This window comes from Psychrobacter sp. TB67 (genome assembly GCF_000511065.1).
Taxonomy (GTDB): Bacteria; Pseudomonadota; Gammaproteobacteria; order Pseudomonadales; family Moraxellaceae; genus Psychrobacter; species Psychrobacter okhotskensis.
The window spans coordinates 41,243-58,800 of sequence record NZ_AYYA01000069.1 but is presented as its reverse complement, the minus strand read 5'-3'; the positions used below and the strand labels follow the sequence as shown (position 1 = coordinate 58,800).

The following is a 17,558-nucleotide window of genomic DNA, read 5'->3' as shown; positions in this document are numbered from 1 at the left end:
GCCATTGGTGCAAACGTTGTGACCAAAGGCGGATCTTCTATTGCCATTGGTGGTGACGATCTAAATGCCGCCTCTCAAGCCAATATTGATGGCACCTCAGCATCTGCAATCAATGGAGGTGATGTCAATACCGCATTCAAAGCTTATACGGGTCGTGACCTTGTTGAAGCGGGATATTACGTTAGAAATACCGAAGCTGGTGGTGCTGCTTCTATAGCGATTGGCTCAAAAGCGCTTTCTAAAGGTGCTTTGTCTACGGCTATTGGCGTACAGTCTTCCTCAGCGGGTGTTGCGTCCTCAGCCTTTGGCATGGGATCGTCAGCAAGCTTAGATGGTTCGGTTGCTTTAGGTGCAGGGTCAACGACTGCCACAAATGCAACCACTGAGTCGACCATGACCGTTGGCGGGGTCACACATACCATTGCAGGTCCTGCGATGCGAGTTGGTGATCAGGTCTCAGTTGGTTCAGCCGGCGCTGAGCGTCAGATCAAACACGTCGCTGGTGGAGCGGTGAATGCAAGCAGCACGGATGCGGTGAATGGCAGTCAGTTGCATGCCACTAATACAGAAGTGACTAATAACAGCACAGCCATTGGTTTAGGCCTAGACTTTACCGGTGACAACACAGCGACAACTGTCAACCGTCAATTGGGTCAGAAGCTTACCGTCAAAGGGGGTGCAACCACGGCATTATCGGACAACAACATCGGTGTTGTTGCAGATAACGTGAGTAACACCTTAACTGTCAAACTGGCGAAAAATATAGATCTAGGTGAGACAGGTAGTGTAAAAATGGGTTCGAGTTTTCCTATAGGGTTTGGTAATACTACGACACTTGATCGTTCTGGACTCACAACTGGCAATATACTGACGAAGACTACAGTCGATGGCTCAGGTGTTAGAACAGGCAACGCTCTAGTTAATACTACCGTTACTGGTGTAGGAATTGCTGTATCAAGCCCTCTGTCTACCACTCTCATATCTAGCAATGGTCTGAACATTCTAAATGGTCCAAGTATCACTAAGAGTGGTGTTAATGCCGGTAATAAAAAAGTCATCAATGTTTCTAATGGTACGGTTAGTCTAAATAGTCAAGACGCCATCAATGGTGGTCAGTTATTTAATACCAACCAACAAGTCACCAGCAATACTGGCAATATCTCGACCAATACCACCAATATTGGCACCAACGCTGACAATATTGCTAAAGGCATCAAATTTAATGTGAACGATGTAAGCAGCGGCGGCACGCTCAAAAAAACCTTTGCCTTAGGTGAAGAGATTAAACTTGATACGGACAGCAATTTAACGACCACAGCCTTGGGTAGTGGTGATGGTATAGCCCTCGGCTTGTCTCCAACTTTGACTGGACTCACCAGTGCAGACTTTGGCGGCGTTAATATCTCTACTACTGGCATCAATGCCAATGACACCCAGATCAAGGGAGTAAAAAGTGGTGGTGATACAGTCAGCAATGCGGCAAACATCGGTGATGTACAGATGGCTGCTGCAGGAGCGAGAACCAAAGTGGTTAAAGGAACGAATGTTGCCAGTGTTGATTTTTCAACCGATAGCGATACTGGACAGGACGTCTACACCGTCAATGCCAATGGCGCCAGTGTTTCTACTGCAGATGCAAATGCATTAACAGTAACCGCCAGTATCAAAGATCCTGATACCAATATCACTGATTACCAAGTGGATCTAAGCGAAGGCAGTAAAGCAAGCTTGGGCAAAGCCGATAGCGCGATGCAAACAGTAGTAACGCAAATCAATGGTTCTGATGTCAAAACTCTGAATAAGGACAATAACACAGCCAATTTTATTAGCGGTGACAATATTGTCTTAACCGCTGACGAAGGTGGTATTAAAGTTGCCACTGCTGCTAACTTAGTCTTAACCAGCTTGACCACAGGAACTACCGTTATTAACAATGACGGTGTCACCCTCACAGGCGGCAGTAACCAAACCGTCACGCTCAGTAATAACGGTCTAAATAATGGCGGCAACCAAATCACCAATGTCGCCGATGGATCACTAGATACTGATGCCGTTAATATTAGACAACTAAATGCAACGACTACAACGATAAATAAAGGTCTCGACTTCGATGGTGATACGGGTACTACCGTTAATCGTAAACTTGGTCAAAAACTCACAGTCAAAGGTGGGGATACTATCAATGCTGATCCAGCAACGAAAAACATTAGTGTCACCGCTAATGGAGATGATACCTTGACTGTTAAATTGGACAAAGATATTAATCTTGGTAATACAGGCAGCGTTACCACTGGAAATACTCAAGTTAATAATGCAGGTGTTACTTTATATAATGGTGATAATAACCAAGTAGCACTCACTAACAATGGTCTGAATAATGGCAACAACAAGATTACTAATGTCGCTGATGGATTGTTGAGCGCTACTAGTAGAGATGCGGTTAACGGTAGTCAGTTGTTTAAGACTAATGGTGAGATTGCCAAAGGCATCAAAATCGGTGATGGCAATAGTGCCAACGACCAGCAGTTTGCTTTAGGTGATACCATCAACGTCACGGGTGATAGCAATATTACGACGATGGCCTCGGCAACGGGTGTTCAAGTAAAACTGAATAACCAGCTGAACTTAGGCAATGAGGGTAGCATGCAGATTGGTGATAGCATTATGAACAGCAATGGCTTTACCTTTACTGACAATGGTCCCGGTAGAACGGTTAGACTGAGTAGTGGTGGTCTTGACAATGGTTTTAATAGAATCACCAATGTAGCTGCCGGTATGGCAGACACAGATGCGGCGACTGTGGGACAGTTGAACGCGACGACGTTTGCCTTAGACAGAGGTTGGGCATTAAGTGCACAAAGTGATACCGCTACCATGGTAAAACAGGGAAGCGCTGTTGATATGAACAGCAGAGATGGAAACATTACTATTTCTAGAACGTCGGCAAATGGTGGTGTAGCAAGTCAAGCTGGCCGAGCGGTAGACGCAAATGATATTAGCTTTGATTTAAACCCAGACCTAAATGTAGATAGCGTCACAGCGGGTGACACCGTTATTGACAATAATGGTCTGACTATCGCAGGCGGACCTAGTGTCACCAAAGCCGGTATCAATGCTGCCGATACTCAGATTACAAACGTGATGAATGGTGCTGTCTCTGAAGGTAGTAAAGATGCCATCAACGGTGGTCAGCTCTACGCTCAAGGCACTGGTATCAGTAGTATTATTGGAGGAGATACAGTCTACAATCCTGTAGATGGAACCTTTACGAACAATAATATTGGTGGTACTGGTCAAAATAGTATCGATGGTGCAATAGCTTCTATCAAGCAAGGTGAAGTTATAATCAATGAAAGCATCCAGACCAATACTACGAATATCCAAACCAATACCACGAACATTGCCACCAATACGGCCGATATCGTAACGAATACCACGAATATCGAAACCAACACGACCAACATTAAAGTGAATAAGGACAAAATAGATGCGGGTCTCAATTTTGGTGCAGATAGCGGCGCTACCATCAACAAACCAGTAGGTGATGACAGTGTCCTCACCTTCACAGGTGGCAATAACATCAGCACTACAGCAGCAGGCAGTAGTATTAAGTTTGATCTAAACGGCAACATCAACGTAGATAGTGTCAAGACTGGCAATACATCCATTAATAACAATGGCGTCACGATTGTCGGCGGACCTAGTATGACTGCAAGCGGTATCAATGCAGGCGATAGCCGCATTACCGGGGTTGCCAATGCTACAGAAGCCACAGATGCCGTCAATTTCGGTCAATTAAGTGCACTTGATAGCAGGCTCAATAATAACATGAGCGATCTAGGCTACAAAATTGGTGAAGTCGAAGATGATGCAAACGCGGGTATCTCGGCAGCCATGGCCATGTCTTCATTACCACAAGCCTTTATTCCAGGTAAGTCATTAATCGGCGGTGGTATTGGTACTTATAACGGAGAAAGCGCAGTGGCGATTGGCTTCTCGAAATTGTCCAATGATGGTCGTTGGGTCATGAAGGTAAACGGCACCGCTGATACCCAAGGTAATGCTGGCGGCTCGATTGGTGCTGGTTTCCATTTTGATTAAAGAAATCAAGCGCAGTATCGAATAAAGCAATTCGTTAATCATAAAAAAGCAAGGCATTAGATGTCTTGCTTTTTTGCAACCTGAGAATTCATAAGTTTTTAGAGTGATGATTTGGTAGCCACTATATAATTTTTAACAATGATTTTTTTTCTTTGGCTGAATAGCAAAGCGATAAAAATCCCTCATTTTATGAGGGCTTGTCTATTATCATAAAAGCAATTTTATACTCTGAACATGGCGGCATTTGGGGTCAGTCCGACGTAAGCCATACCGGCTTGATCCATCCAATGTGGCTGAATAATCCCATGCTGTAAAATAGCATGAATGTCTCGATGCGCTCTCTCTATCCTATGTTTTTTATATAGCGAGACCGTACCAGCAACTGCGTAAATCTCCGATATCATGGCTCGGGCTTCTCGTGCTGCCTCACAGGCTGCTGCCCACACATCAGCCAGCTGTATATCGGTAAAGCTGTTTTGTTGCTGCGCTGCATCCCATATTACCTCGACACTATTGTGTAATTGCACGCGCCTAGAGGCCAAAAGTGTTTTGCTCTTAGCGATAGTCGCTTGTACCGCTGCTCGATCACGCAAATCTGGGCTTTTACCGGGCGTTACTTTCTCTAGGCAAATTTGGATTAACTCATCTGTCGCTGCTTTTAAGACGCCCAGTGCCATCGCTGCACAGCCAGCTGCATTAATACAACCAATCGGTAGGCGATTATAGGCGTTGTCGATGGCAACCGGACTATCAAATCCGACCGCATAGTCCGATTTTACAAAAGCGTTTTTAACGACGATATCGTGACTGCCTGTACCGTTTAGGCCGCCAACATGCCAAGTATCAATCACTTCAACATCTTCTTTTGGAATAAAGAACAGTTTTAAATTTGCGCCCGGCCCAAGGGTGGTGGGTGAGCCTTCGGAAATTACCAAGCAACGTAGCACAAACCAGTCGGCCAACTCACACCCTGATACTAATGTCCATTGACCTGAGACCGTATAGCCTTCTGCTGTTTGTTTAGCAACACCTTCAGGGCGAGCTGAGTTGGCATAGACATGAGAGGGGTCACTGTATATTTCCTGCATACTAGGCTCGTCCAAAAATCGTCCAAATGTGCAAGCCAAATGATTGTTCCAAACAATCCATGATACTGAGGCCTCAGCACTGGCCAGCGTCTCATAAGCTTTTAGCGTTTCTACAAGATTGCCTTGCCATCCTCCCAACGACTTTGGCAACCCCATTCTAAATAGTGATAGCGCTGACAGTTTTTTGACCACTATCGGTGCAATTTTTCTACAGGTTTCTGTTTCCTCTCTGGCCGATATGGCTAAATCATAAACATCTTCAGCGGCATCGGATGGTAGAGCGTCTTTATTATTATTTGATGAAGGTGTATCACTCATAATTTTCAACCTTATTTTAATGAATAAAACAGTATGTTGATTTAGAATTAATAAATAAAAATCAATTCTAAATTTGAGATATAACAATGCCTATACCAAGAATAGCCAACAGTTGACCGCTATACAACCAATAATTTGCATATATAAAATATTATAGTCAAATAAATGTTAGAAGCGATCCTGCGATGAAATATTTACAGCACATCGCTCAGTTGTATGTGTCATTGACAGCGCCTTAGCCTGTCATTTTATTTTTTAGTTACTTAGATTAACACATGAAGTGCAATACCAAATGTGAGGTGAAACTGATTTTAAAGTCTTTCTGGATAGAAATACGAATACTAAGAAGCTAGGACGGATGAGCATACTGCAGTGAGCGCTTTAAAATAGTAGTTTTTTAGCATTTAAATGGTCATTGATTGAATTAAAGATGTGCCCCAATGTTATCTAAGTGCAGATGCATTCATAAATGCAAAAAGCCGAGCAAAGGCTCAGCTTTTTTAGTAAATAGTTCTATTAAAAATTTGGCTACCAAGCCTAATCGGTTGAGGTTTCTTGTAAGACCTCTACCATGGCATTGGCTACGTAATCAATGTTACTGACGTTTAAGCCTGCCACACACATACGTGAGTTAGAGACTAGGTAAATACCAAATTCGCTTTGTAAGCGCTCGATTTGCTCAACTGTTAAGCCGGTAAAGCTAAACATGCCGTTTTGACGAGTAATGTAATCAAAATTACGCTCAGGTAGTTTGGATTCTAATACCGATTTGAGCTTTAAGCGCATAGCTTTGATACGGTCGCGCATTCCATAAACTTCACCAACCCACTGCTGATATAGTTCCTCATCATTCATGACGATATCAACCACGCGGCCGCCATGGGAGGGTGGACTGGTATAGATACGACGAACAATAAAGTTCAACTGACCAAAGACGCGCTCAGTTTCGTCTACTGTCGGACAAACGACGGAAAGACCGCCAACACGCTCACCATACAGTGATAAGTTTTTGGAGTAGGAGTTACTCACGAACACCGTCAAATTCATCTCAACTGCTTTACGAATAGCATACGCGTCGCTGTCCATATCTTCGCCAAAGCCTTGATAAGCGATGTCCATAAATGGAATTAGCTCACGCTGCTTTATTACCTCTAGCACTTTATCCCATTGCTGCTTTGTCAAATCCATACCGGTTGGGTTATGGCAGCAAGGGTGCAACAACACCACATCGTGTTTATTCAAGGTTTCAAAAAAGCGGATCATCTCATCGAACTTGATGCTACTGCTGGCTTTATCGTAGTAAGGATAACTGCCAACCTCTACGTCACAACCTGCAAAAATAGCAATATGATTGCTCCATGTTGGGTCGCTGACGTAGCACTTCGACTGAGGTAGCCACTGATGTATAAATTCAGCACCAACTTTTAGTGCACCAGAACCCCCGAGAGTCGCTATCGTCGCCACACGGCCCTCAGTCAATACCTGAGCCCCTTTACCAAACAGTAAATTCTGACAAGCGCTACGATGTCCAGCCAGACCTGCCATCGGCAAATAAGGGCGCGGAGAGATTGAATCTGCAATCTGCTGTTCGGCAGTTTTGACGCAGTCTAATACGGGCAATACACCTTCTTCATCGTAATAGATACCGATGCCCAAATTGACTTTATCGGGATTGGGGTCAGCAAAAAACTGGTCCATCAATCCTAAAATAGGGTCACCAGCATAATACTCTACATGTCTAAACATTCTGTGTCCTTACAAAAATATGAGTCTTGCGGACAAAAAGCATAATCCAAATCAATAATTAACTCAACGCAAGATTTATTTTTAGCCCCTTTAGAGACAAGCGCTTGAATTGAGGACGCGCCCTAGAGTTGATAACGATTTAAGCAGCCTGCCAGTGGCTTATGTCAATCACTGTGAAAATTATCGAAATGATCATCAAAATACGACTGTAAAAACTGCTTAAAAGCAATGGTCACTTGTTCAATAAATAGCCCTTGTAAAGTAATAAGTGGAATGTCTACCAAATAAGGTTTGCCTCGCAATGATTTTGTCATGGCCGCGAAGACTGATAGCCTACTGGGTAAATGATGAGGGTAGCAATAATCATTGCAACTCATTAAACTTGTCCAACCCAAAGCCAACCCCAACGCCAGAATCCACTGGCAAGCTAAGGATGTGTGATGCCACCAAAAATACTCACCCAAATTTCACCGCAACTGGCGTTTATGATTTCTGCCATTGTCATCGCCATCATGGGCGTTACCATGATTGGCTTTGGCTGGGTGCCGCATTTATCATTGATACTCGCCATCTGTGTGCTACTAGCCATCGGTCTGTTCAAAGGTTTAAGCTTCGATGATATGCAAGCGCAAATGGCGTCTGGCGTCATGCGCGGTATCGGTGCGATTTATTTATTCTTTTTTATTGGTTTGATGATCGCCGCCTTGATAATGTCTGGTGCCATTCCGACGCTGATGTATTTTGGTTTTCAGCTGATATCGCCAGAGTATTATTATATCTCAGCCTTTGTATTGACATCTATTATCGGTATTGCCTTGGGCAGTAGTTTGACCACGGCCGCCACCCTTGGCGTGGCTTTCATAGGGATGAGCAATGCCTTTGATGCCAATGTGGCGATTGCCGCTGGTGCGGTGGTATCTGGAGCATTTTTTGGTGATAAAATGTCGCCATTATCGGATACTTGTACCATTGCCTCATCGGTTGTCGGCATTGATTTGTTTGACCATATTCGCAATATGATGTATACCACTGTGCCGGCTTGGATAATGACGGTGATATTGTTTTGGTTCTTCTCTGGGCAAACGGCTGGCTCTGACTTAAGTCAAGTAAGAGTGCTGCAAGGACAGTTAATTGAAAGTGGCTTGGTACATGGTTATGCCGTATTGCCTTTCGTCGTGCTAGTAGGACTGGCGATATTTCGTGTCAATGCCATTTATACCATCATCTGTACCATCGCTGCGGCATTGATTATTACTTACTTACATAGCTCGCCAAGCTTTGGTCAGTTGGGTGGTTATCTGTTTGCAGGTTATGCCCCTGCTAAGTCATTAGAGTTGGGCGAGGTAGGCGGCATGCTATCGCGCGGCGGTGTCCAAAGCATGTTCTTTACCCAAGCGATTGTGATATTAGCGCTCAGTCTTGGTGGCTTGCTGACAGCATTAGGTATCTTGCCAGCATTATTATCAGGTATTAAAGACAATTTAACGACAGCAGGGCGTGCTATTTTTGCTGCTGCCATGTCGGCTTTAAGCATCAACGTACTTATTGGTGAGCAGTACTTGAGTATCTTATTATCAGGAACCGCCTTCCGACCAACGTTCGAGCGTTTAAACCTACACCCAAAAAACCTATCGCGTACCATTGAAGATGCCGGTACGGTGATTAATCCATTGGTACCTTGGAGTGTGTGCGGCGTGTTTATCAGCCAAGCATTGGGCGTTCCCGTACTTGATTATCTGCCTTATGCCTTTTTCTGTTATTTATCGCTACTACTTACAATTCTGTTTGGCTTCACAGGGGTGACTATCAGTCGAATACAGACCCATCAAACTCATAAGAAGACAATCATGTCAGATTCTGCTCCTATGGGTTAAACGCTTGTGCTTATCTCCTATGATTTGATGGTGTTTTTTTGACACTCTGTGCAAATGCTATCTAATTCTAATTATTTTGATTCAAATAAAAGAAACCTCGTAGCGCAACGCTTACGAGGTTTTTTTAAATTCTGAGCAGTTGTATCGTGTTTAAGTGGTTGGTTGAGACTTAATAACAGCATTATGATTTGCTATTTATATCGAGATAAAAGCGTGGTGTACTTTATGAACATTATGTGGGTTTAACTTTTTTCTATATTTTATACGTTTCTTCCACTAGTTTAGTCTTGCGTACGCAGTGCCTAAAATCTCGTTTATGTTATCGAGGTTTAATGGTTTTGCTAGGGCTAGTGTGGTAAATTGCTAAAGTCGCTGAAATCAAAGCGCATGGTTTGTGGTAGTAAATAACCGTAAGTTAAAAGACCAATATCTTAATTTTTATGATAATAAATAGTTACTTCAGAAGACAATAGAGACATTACCCTCAAAGCAGTGTGACTGCTTTGCCAACTAATTTGATGAGAAGGTCAAGGATGACGATAGATAATAATGTGTTACGGGAACGCACGAGCTTATTAGGCTCTTTCTTAGGGGCTGCGATTTCTCGCCAGTCTGGTGAACAGACGGTACATACCATCGAAAAATTGCGTAAAGGTTTTATCCAACAACGCCGCGAGCCTAATGACGCACAAAAGCAGGAGCTTATTGACTTTATTGCCTCTTTAGACAATCAAGCATTGAAAAATGTCATACGTGGCTTTTCTATCTATTTTTTCTTAGCAAATTTAACGGAAGAAAATTACTTACGTGAGCAGCGTCATAACCTGCGTGCGCAGTCTGAGCAAAGCTGGGAAGGGTCGTTTCGTCGTACCCTGCTTGAGTGTCGTGAACGTAATATTGAACCTGCCCAAATGCAAGAGCTCATAGATCAACTCAAATTTATTCCTGTCTTTACCGCACACCCTACTGAAGCGCGTCGCCGCACGACGATGAATATCTTGCAAAGTCTATTTACTCATAGCGATGCCTTAAACAATCTTAATGAAGACAGTTTCGCCTACGAGCAAGCGAAAGAACAAACGGCGCAAACCATTGATTTGTTATGGTCATCTGATGAGGTGCGTACGCGTAAGCCTTTGGTTTATGACGAGATAAATAATGGTTTACACTATTTTAACGCCAGTTTATTTAATGCCATTCCCAAGGTTTATCGTAATATTAAAAAAGCCATTATCGATATCTACCCAGAGCTAGCGGACAACCCATTACCAGCGTTTATGAGCTTTGGCTCTTGGATCGGTGGTGACAGAGATGGTAATCCATTCGTGACTTTTGAGACCACAGAGCTTGCTGTATTAATGCATGCGGATACCGTGTTGCGTCACTATCAAGTACTGCTCAAAAAACTGCGCCGCCAGCTCATTCATAGTGATACTACGGTTCATGTTGCTCCTGAGGTCTACGCCAAAATCAAAAGTTACGATGAGCTCGATAGACGAGTATTTGATTATAATCTCGATGATTATGGCAATGAGCCTTATCGTAGATTGCTTTCTTTAATCCTTACTAAAGTCAACGCTACTAATCGCCTGATTCAAAGTAAAGGCAGTGATAGTGACGCTAAAAAAGATGCCTACGCCGACCCACAAGAGCTGTTAGAAGACCTGCGTATTATTCGTCAGAGCGTGAATGGCCATGATACTGCTCATGCAGAAGGCTTATTGCTTGACGTTATTCGTCTGGTGAAAACCTGTGGCTTTCATTTAGCCGCGCTGGATATCCGTCAAGAGTCGTCTTATCATAGTGAGGTGATTGACGATATTTTTGCCAGTGCCTCTAATCTGCCAGATTATCAAACTTTGAGTGAAAGCGAGCGCCAAGAGTGGCTGACTCGTTTGCTTGCAAAGCCTGGTACACCGCTCATTTATACTGATAACTTGACTGATAAAACACGTGAACAATTGGCATTGATGAACTCAGTGGCGACATTACGTAAGCTGGTAGGGCAAGAGACTTTTGGCAGTTATGTTATTTCGATGACTAATAATGCCAGTCAATTATTAGAAGTTTTATTATTGATGCGGTTTGCTGGCCTGTGCAGGGTTGATGAGGCAGGACAGTTATCTGCTGATTTGCCCGTTGCACCCTTGTTTGAGACCATTGAAGATCTTAAAAATATTGACAAGATTCTACCTGCCGTGTTGGATAATCCACTGTATCGAGGGTTGCTTGCGCACTCAGATAACACCCAAGAAATCATGCTTGGCTATTCAGATTCATCAAAAGATGGCGGTATCATTACCTCTGCATGGCAGCTGTATAGCGCGCAGCAAACTATCAATCGTATCGCTGAAGAATACGGCATCAAAACGCGCTTGTTCCATGGTCGTGGTGGCTCAGTGAGTCGTGGTGGCGGATCAACGCATAACGCGATTGCCGCACAACCAGCGGGTACATTGCATGGAGAAATTAAAGTCACTGAGCAAGGCGAAGTACTCTATGCCAAATATGCCAACACCGACACCGCTGTATTTGAGCTGACCATGGGCATCACCGGTACATTGAAAGCCTGCTCTACCAGATTCGTTGTGCAACCGCCTGAACTACCAAATTATGAAGCACTCTTTGCGCGTTTGGCAGATGCAGGTGAGCAGCGTTATCGTCAACTGACTGATAATACTGAAGGGTTTTATCAGTTCTACTCACAGGTGACCCCTGTGCAAGAAATCTCTTTATTAAATATTGGCTCACGTCCAGCGCATCGCAAAAAAGGCTTGCCGAGCAAAACGACTTTACGGGCAATTCCTTGGGTATTTGGTTGGTCATTAGCGCGTTTCACCTTACCGGCTTGGTATGGCGTCGGCAGTGCGTTACAGAGCGTTAAAGCAGACGAAGACTTAATGAGGGAGATGAATAAACATTGGCCATTTTTTAGCGTATTTATCAGCAATATCGAAATGGCTTTTACCAAATCTGAGATGAATATCGCTCAGGCTTATAGCCAGTTATGTGACGATGAGGCGTTACGTGAAAAAATTATGCAAGCGGTCATCGATGAGCACCAGCTGACCTCTTCTGGTTTAAATTCCTTGCTTAACCAAACATCGTTATTAGAGCACCAGCAGAATCTTGCCGCCTCACTACAGTGGCGAAACGCTTATTTAGATCCGATTAATTATATACAAATCGAGCTGTTAAAACGTGCCAGACAAAAAGACGTTACAGGCGTCATCAATCATGATGAGCTTGATGTTGAGGATCCATTAATCCGTAGTATTAACGCTTTGGCAGCAGGTTTGCGCAATACAGGTTAATTATTAGAGCGGCATATTCTTCGGTTAAGATTAAATATATAGTCAAAATATCCTAAAAACATTAGGGCGTGTCCTCATTTTAAAAATGGTGATAAAAATGAGGTAAATTGCAGTCAAACAAGGAAAATAGTGCAGATAATATCGAGATATTACCTAGCTATTTGACGATGTTTGGCAAGATTTAACCATTTTTAGCCCATTTAGATTGCTATCGGTTGAATTGAGGACACGCTCTAGGGTATTGCTGATATTAATTTTTTGTCGCCTCTGTCTGCGCAGGCACAGCAAGCAAGAAAAATTGATATCAGCAGGGCGTCGTGTATCGATATTACTTTTCACTGACTATAGTTTCGTTGATTAAATATAATCAACCAGTACTGGATTAATAAAAAAATCTTCAAGCTATAGTATATAGAGCTTGAAGGTTTTTTATTTTAAGGAGATGCTTTCACTGTTGTATTGAAATAGACAGACAGTCTATTATAAAAACGTGACAGGATTCATCTCGTTTGAAGTATCATATAGCCCTCTGCAATCAAACATGGGTACCACGAATAGGGTAGTCGTTTTTTCGAACAAAAGACAATCCGTTGGCAAGGGCTTCAAGCTCAGGTCTGGCAAATGGGGCATTAGAGATGTCAATGATTTGAATCTCTTCTTTAGCATTAATAACGAAGACACCAGGCTCTGCAAAAGGATGATCGGTTTCTTTTTCAGAACGTGGGTCGGAGATATAAAGCCCCAAGGTATTCATCTGCTCAACAGTCAAGCCATAAGCTATTGGAAAGCTGATATCCAGCTCTTCTAAATGCGCCTCTAGCTGCTGTTTACTATCACCTGATACAGCAATGATGTCGACGCCAGCATCAGCGAATGATGATTTTACCGTTTCTAATTGATTGAGATATTTAGTACAGATCGGGCAATGTTTACCGCGATAAACCACCACTAACTTCCAATCGTGACCATTTTCAGGCTTGCCTAAGGTTTTCATTTCACCATCTAACATTGGTACTTGTATGTCAGGGAATTGACTACCGGCGCGGAGTTTTTGAGTATCTTTTGCTTGCATCATATTATCCTTTGAGGTGTTGTATTAATGTGAGTGATGAGGGTTAAAAAACTTATTTAATTATTGGGTAATGAGTGTTTGTGAATAAGTTAGCGTAAACCTTGCTAAGCATTCCATTAAAGGCTGGTTACGCCTACTTTAACTGGACTTGAGTAATCATTCAAGATAAAATTGGCTAATTACTCAAACGATACAGCCATGCTGACTTCATATAGAGGTCATGGCTTTGAGAGGTTGGAAGATATTATGTCACGTACCACACTATACAATCGTCACGAAGCCTTGGAGCGTGCTATACAGCTGTTCTGGCAAAAGGGCTTTCATGCCACTTCCTTAAAAGATATCGAACAAGCTCTCGATATGCGGCCGGGAAGTATCTATGCGGCGTTTGGTAATAAGGATGGGCTGTTTCAAGAAGCACTCGATCATTATGCTAACGCTTCGCTGACTGAGCTTGAACGCATATTCGCCAGCCACGAGTCCCCTTTATTAGGATTGGCGGCTTATATGCGTCAGCTTGGCGGTATCTGTGATCAAAAGATACCGAGTCGAGCTTGTATGTTGGTCAAAAGCTTACTCGAGCTTGGTGCTCGTGAGCAATCAGCGTTAGATAAAGTAGAAAAATTACTGGCTGGCATGGAAACACGTTTTACAAAGTGTTTCGTTGAGGCGCAGCGCCTAGGCGAGCTTGATAGTGATCTTGATGCGACTAGGCTGGGGCGACGCTTGCAGGCTGAAGTGATGGGCTTGCGTGCCTTTGCTCAGCGTGATGTTGATAGTGCAGCGGTGCAAGCATTGGCTGAAGATATGGCATTGTCTATAGAAAACATGCGTAATGGCGCGTTTGTTAATTAGACTGCTAACTGGTTTAGGCAAGAGTGATCTTTAGGATAATTAAAAGCTAAGCTGAGAACCAAGCAATATGCAATAAGGTCAATTATCGGTATGAATAAATGAGAAAAGGGCGGCTCAAATATTAAATTTTGAGTTGCCCTTTTTTATATCTGGATTTTAATAACTGATTTTGCCAAATCAATTTTGAAATAATCAAAAATGCGTCTTACTCTGGTAGTTCTGCTAAATGCTGCAAGATACTTTTGAAGTTCTCTACCCCTTGTGCACCGCTAACCAAGTGTTTTTGATTAAAGATAAAGGAGGGCACACTTTGGATACCTTGCTGCCGCCAGTGCTGCTGCGCTTGACGTACTATTTCGGCAAAGCGTTGATCCTCTAATACCGCGAGTGCTTCACTACGATCTAAGCCAATCTGTGCTGCAATATCTGCCAATACATCTCTTTTAGAGAGATCTTTAGCATAGGTGAAGTGAGCCGCGAATAACGCTTCTTTTAACTCATGCATATGCCCTTGCTGATCTGCCCAGTGCAGCAGTTGATGCATATCAAAAGTATTATAGGTGAGAGTCTCTTCAGTAAAGTTAAACTCAAATCCCACTTCTGCGCCCGCCTGAGTGATTCGGACGCGACTGGCATCAGACTCCTCTCTACTAGAGCCGTACTTTTTAGCAATATGCTCACGCCAATTTCTCCCTTCACTTGGCGTATCAGGGTTCAATTCGAACGGATGCCAATGAATCTCATGTTCATTGTCCGTTTGCTTTAGTGCTTCAGCCAACTGTCCATAACCAACGGCGCACCAAGGGCAAACCACGTCCGATATGATATCTATTCTAAGCGGAGTTTTTGAATTGGTCATAATGTATTCCTTCCTTATTATTGTGCAGATTCTTTTATTCAATCGATGCTAATCTTTGAATGACTTATTTATAAAGGCTTTACTTTTAAAAGGCATTACGAGCAATCCGCATAGCGATGCGTTTTGTTTGGGTGATGGATATTCTTTTAGCCCGATATCTAGCTCGTTATCAGACTTCGTCGCTTCATCTTTATAACTACCAAAAATCCAATCCCACCAAATCACGCTAAAACCATAGTTTGAGTTGGTCTCGCTGACGCTTTGGCTGTGGTGAATACGGTGCAAAATCTGCGTCATTAATATCAGACGAACAGGTTTTTCAATGGCAGGTGGCAGGCGGATATTGGCGTGGTTAAACATTGCTAAGCCATTTAGCGCAATCTCAAAAATCAGTACTGCGATGGCAGGGACGCCCAATAAGCTGACGGCAACGAGCTTCACTAAAATGCTTAAAACGATTTCAATAGGATGAAACCTAAGTCCTGTGCTGGCATCAACATGCGCATCAGCGTGATGGACTTTATGCAGATGCCATAGAATAGGCACGCGGTGGAATAATCGGTGCTGCCAGTAAATAATGATATCGAGCAATATTAGGCTTAGTATGATGACGACAATGCTTGGCAAATTGATAATATTAAATAGACCAATCCCATGCTGCTGATTATTAAGCGCCACAGCGGTTAGACCGACAGGCACGGCTAGACGAGCAATAACGGATGACGCAAACACCAAGCCAAAGTTAGCGAACCAGCGTTTGCTGCTTTTGATCGGCGCGGTGCGTGCAGGCATGCGCCATTCAATCAGCATCATGATGACTAAGATGCTAAAAAAGAACCCAAGCCGCCACCATACTTCGTTAGTCATTACTTACCTCTTGAGAGTTTAAACCAGCTGAGCTACTAACATTCGCCTCTAGCTGTTTAAGGGTATGATAGCCACCATGGATACGGGTAAAAATCGTAATCGCGCATGCCGTGGCAAAAATGCTAGCGAGTAGTACAAAGTGCTGTGGCCAAATGCAAAAGGCCACGAACAGCGCAATAGTCTCAGTACCTTCAGTCAAACCGTTTAAATAATAAAAACTTTTATATTTGAACTGTGGTTTATCCAGTTTAAACTTTTCCGCGGCGATGGCAAACGCCAAAAAGCTAGAGCCTGTGCCGATAAAGGTAGCAAGTAATAAAGCGCCAACAATAGCGTTCTGTTCAGGATTTGCCAAGATAAAACCCAGCGGCACTGCTGCATAAAAGATAAAATCAAGCGTAATATCTAAGTAGCCGCCTGCGCTTGAGCTTTGCTGTGCATAGCGGGCAAGCGCGCCATCAAGACCATCCAAAATGCGATTTAATACAATCACCGCAAGCGCGCCATACCACAATTCAAACGCCAGTAATGGTAAGGCTAACATGCCGATTAAAAAGCCCGCCACCGTGAGCTGATCAGCTGTAATACCACGCTTGTGCAATACAACGACCACAGGGGCTAGTATCGGCTTAATCATGGGCGTGAGAAATTTGTCTAGCATGCGCTTGCCTTTTGTATTTCGCTTCAATGTTTAAGGTTATAATTCTAAGACTACAGGTTTAGAGCTACAAGTCTAAATGAATCACTTTACCCTTTGCGGCCTCAGCATCGCTATGATCGTGCGTGACCATGATGGCGGGGAGTTTATGAGTACGAATTTGCTCAAATATCAATTGGCGCGTATCTACTCGCAGCTGGGTATCGAGCTTGCTAAAAGGCTCATCGAGTAGTATCGCTTTTGGCTCGCTGAGCAAGGTGCGCAGTAGTGCCACTCGTGCTTGTTGTCCGCCCGATAGGTTGTCAGGATGGCGATTTCCCATGCCTGCTAATCCAACCTGTGCAAGCGCTTGTTCTATTTTTTCATGGCGCTGTTTTCTATCGCCCATTTTATTGCTTTTAGGCATCGCAAAAGCAATATTACCCGCTACCGATAAATGCGAAAACAGTAGGGCGTCTTGATACAGTACCCCAATATGGCGCAGGTGCGTCGGCAGGTGGCTTACATTTTTATCATTTAGCCAGACCTCACCAGTAGCGGTAAAACCATTTGGTAAGGTACCTGTCAGCCAATTCAATAAGCTCGATTTACCACTGCCAGATGGGCCCATGACAGTCAATATTTCACCACCAGCAATCTGCTCGTCTAGGCTTAGTAATAGCTTGCCTTGTCGATATAACTGTAAGTTTTTTATCTGTAAAGATGATTGCATCAAGGACCCTTTTTTGTGTTTTTAACGACTGATATTTTCACAGCTACCTGACTCTTAACTTAGTATGGACGAACGTAGGCTGTGGCTTTAGCCC

The 17,558-nt window shown here is 43.4% G+C and carries 12 protein-coding genes; 4 read left to right on the top strand and 8 right to left on the bottom strand.

Features of this window, described 5'->3' with window-relative positions; all coding sequences use genetic code 11:
• The first annotated feature begins 18 nt into the window (after positions 1-18).
• Positions 19-4,101: a beta strand repeat-containing protein gene (locus W293_RS0113335; RefSeq protein WP_156916425.1), complete on the top strand. Its 4,083-nt coding sequence runs from the start codon at positions 19-21 to the stop codon at positions 4,099-4,101.
• Between the two features lie 221 nt (positions 4,102-4,322).
• Here the strand turns inward: W293_RS0113335 and W293_RS0113330 are convergent, their stop codons facing one another.
• From W293_RS0113330 to W293_RS0113320, 3 genes are all read right to left on the bottom strand, one after another.
• Entirely contained in the window at positions 4,323-5,507 is a 1,185-nt protein-coding gene (locus W293_RS0113330) for a hypothetical protein (RefSeq protein WP_025652907.1), read from the bottom strand.
• A 537-nt stretch (positions 5,508-6,044) separates the two neighbouring features.
• Positions 6,045-7,253, bottom strand: coding sequence for an aromatic amino acid transaminase (locus tag W293_RS0113325; protein WP_025652906.1), 1,209 nt, complete (start codon positions 7,251-7,253; stop codon positions 6,045-6,047).
• 164 nt (positions 7,254-7,417) lie between these two features.
• A complete protein-coding gene (locus tag W293_RS0113320) occupies positions 7,418-7,630 on the bottom strand; it encodes a hypothetical protein (RefSeq protein ID WP_025652905.1) in 213 nt (70 codons plus the stop codon).
• A gap of 63 nt (positions 7,631-7,693) precedes the next feature.
• Between W293_RS0113320 and nhaC the strand changes: the two genes are divergently transcribed.
• Both nhaC and ppc read left to right on the top strand, forming a co-directional pair.
• Positions 7,694-9,127: a Na+/H+ antiporter NhaC gene (nhaC, locus tag W293_RS0113315; protein WP_025652904.1), complete on the top strand. Its 1,434-nt coding sequence runs from the start codon at positions 7,694-7,696 to the stop codon at positions 9,125-9,127.
• Positions 9,128-9,660: 533 nt separating this feature from the next.
• The gene (ppc, locus tag W293_RS0113310; protein ID WP_025652903.1) at positions 9,661-12,441 is read left to right on the top strand and encodes a phosphoenolpyruvate carboxylase; all 2,781 of its coding nucleotides are present in this window, start codon (positions 9,661-9,663) and stop codon (positions 12,439-12,441) included.
• Positions 12,442-12,976: 535 nt separating this feature from the next.
• Here the strand turns inward: ppc and W293_RS0113305 are convergent.
• Complete coding sequence (locus W293_RS0113305; protein WP_025652902.1) at positions 12,977-13,513, bottom strand: peroxiredoxin-like family protein; 537 nt, start codon at positions 13,511-13,513, stop codon at positions 12,977-12,979.
• Positions 13,514-13,759: 246 nt separating this feature from the next.
• Here W293_RS0113305 and W293_RS0113300 point away from each other — a divergent pair, with 246 nt between their 5' ends.
• Entirely contained in the window at positions 13,760-14,368 is a 609-nt protein-coding gene (locus W293_RS0113300; protein WP_025652901.1) for a TetR/AcrR family transcriptional regulator, read from the top strand.
• A 205-nt stretch (positions 14,369-14,573) separates the two neighbouring features.
• On the opposite strand, the gene W293_RS0113295 is transcribed toward W293_RS0113300, so the two are convergent.
• From W293_RS0113295 to W293_RS0113280, 4 genes are all read right to left on the bottom strand, one after another.
• The gene (locus tag W293_RS0113295) at positions 14,574-15,227 is read right to left on the bottom strand and encodes a DsbA family oxidoreductase (protein WP_025652900.1); all 654 of its coding nucleotides are present in this window, start codon (positions 15,225-15,227) and stop codon (positions 14,574-14,576) included.
• Between the two features lie 48 nt (positions 15,228-15,275).
• On the bottom strand, positions 15,276-16,094 hold the full coding sequence (locus W293_RS0113290) for a sterol desaturase family protein (RefSeq protein WP_025652899.1): 819 nt from the start codon (positions 16,092-16,094) through the stop codon (positions 15,276-15,278).
• The gene (locus W293_RS0113285) at positions 16,087-16,755 is read right to left on the bottom strand and encodes a CDP-alcohol phosphatidyltransferase family protein (protein WP_025652898.1); all 669 of its coding nucleotides are present in this window, start codon (positions 16,753-16,755) and stop codon (positions 16,087-16,089) included. The genes W293_RS0113290 and W293_RS0113285 overlap by 8 nt, the downstream gene beginning before the upstream one ends.
• Before the next feature lie 64 nt (positions 16,756-16,819).
• Positions 16,820-17,464: an ATP-binding cassette domain-containing protein gene (locus W293_RS0113280; RefSeq protein ID WP_025652897.1), complete on the bottom strand. Its 645-nt coding sequence runs from the start codon at positions 17,462-17,464 to the stop codon at positions 16,820-16,822.
• Positions 17,465-17,558 lie beyond the last annotated feature (94 nt).

Bases quoted from the DNA above. Each gene is read 5' to 3' on its own strand.
- W293_RS0113330 (WP_025652907.1), bottom strand. From the start codon at position 5,507: ATGAGTGATACACCTTCATCAAATAATAATAAAGACGCTCTACCATCC.
- W293_RS0113325 (WP_025652906.1), bottom strand. From the start codon at position 7,253: ATGTTTAGACATGTAGAGTATTATGCTGGTGACCCTATTTTAGGATTG.
- W293_RS0113320 (WP_025652905.1), bottom strand. From the start codon at position 7,630: ATGAGTTGCAATGATTATTGCTACCCTCATCATTTACCCAGTAGGCTA.
- nhaC (WP_025652904.1), top strand. From the start codon at position 7,694: ATGCCACCAAAAATACTCACCCAAATTTCACCGCAACTGGCGTTTATG.
- ppc (WP_025652903.1), top strand. From the start codon at position 9,661: ATGACGATAGATAATAATGTGTTACGGGAACGCACGAGCTTATTAGGC.
- W293_RS0113305 (WP_025652902.1), bottom strand. From the start codon at position 13,513: ATGCAAGCAAAAGATACTCAAAAACTCCGCGCCGGTAGTCAATTCCCT.
- W293_RS0113300 (WP_025652901.1), top strand. From the start codon at position 13,760: ATGTCACGTACCACACTATACAATCGTCACGAAGCCTTGGAGCGTGCT.
- W293_RS0113295 (WP_025652900.1), bottom strand. From the start codon at position 15,227: ATGACCAATTCAAAAACTCCGCTTAGAATAGATATCATATCGGACGTG.
- W293_RS0113290 (WP_025652899.1), bottom strand. From the start codon at position 16,094: ATGACTAACGAAGTATGGTGGCGGCTTGGGTTCTTTTTTAGCATCTTA.
- W293_RS0113285 (WP_025652898.1), bottom strand. From the start codon at position 16,755: ATGCTAGACAAATTTCTCACGCCCATGATTAAGCCGATACTAGCCCCT.
- W293_RS0113280 (WP_025652897.1), bottom strand. From the start codon at position 17,464: ATGCAATCATCTTTACAGATAAAAAACTTACAGTTATATCGACAAGGC.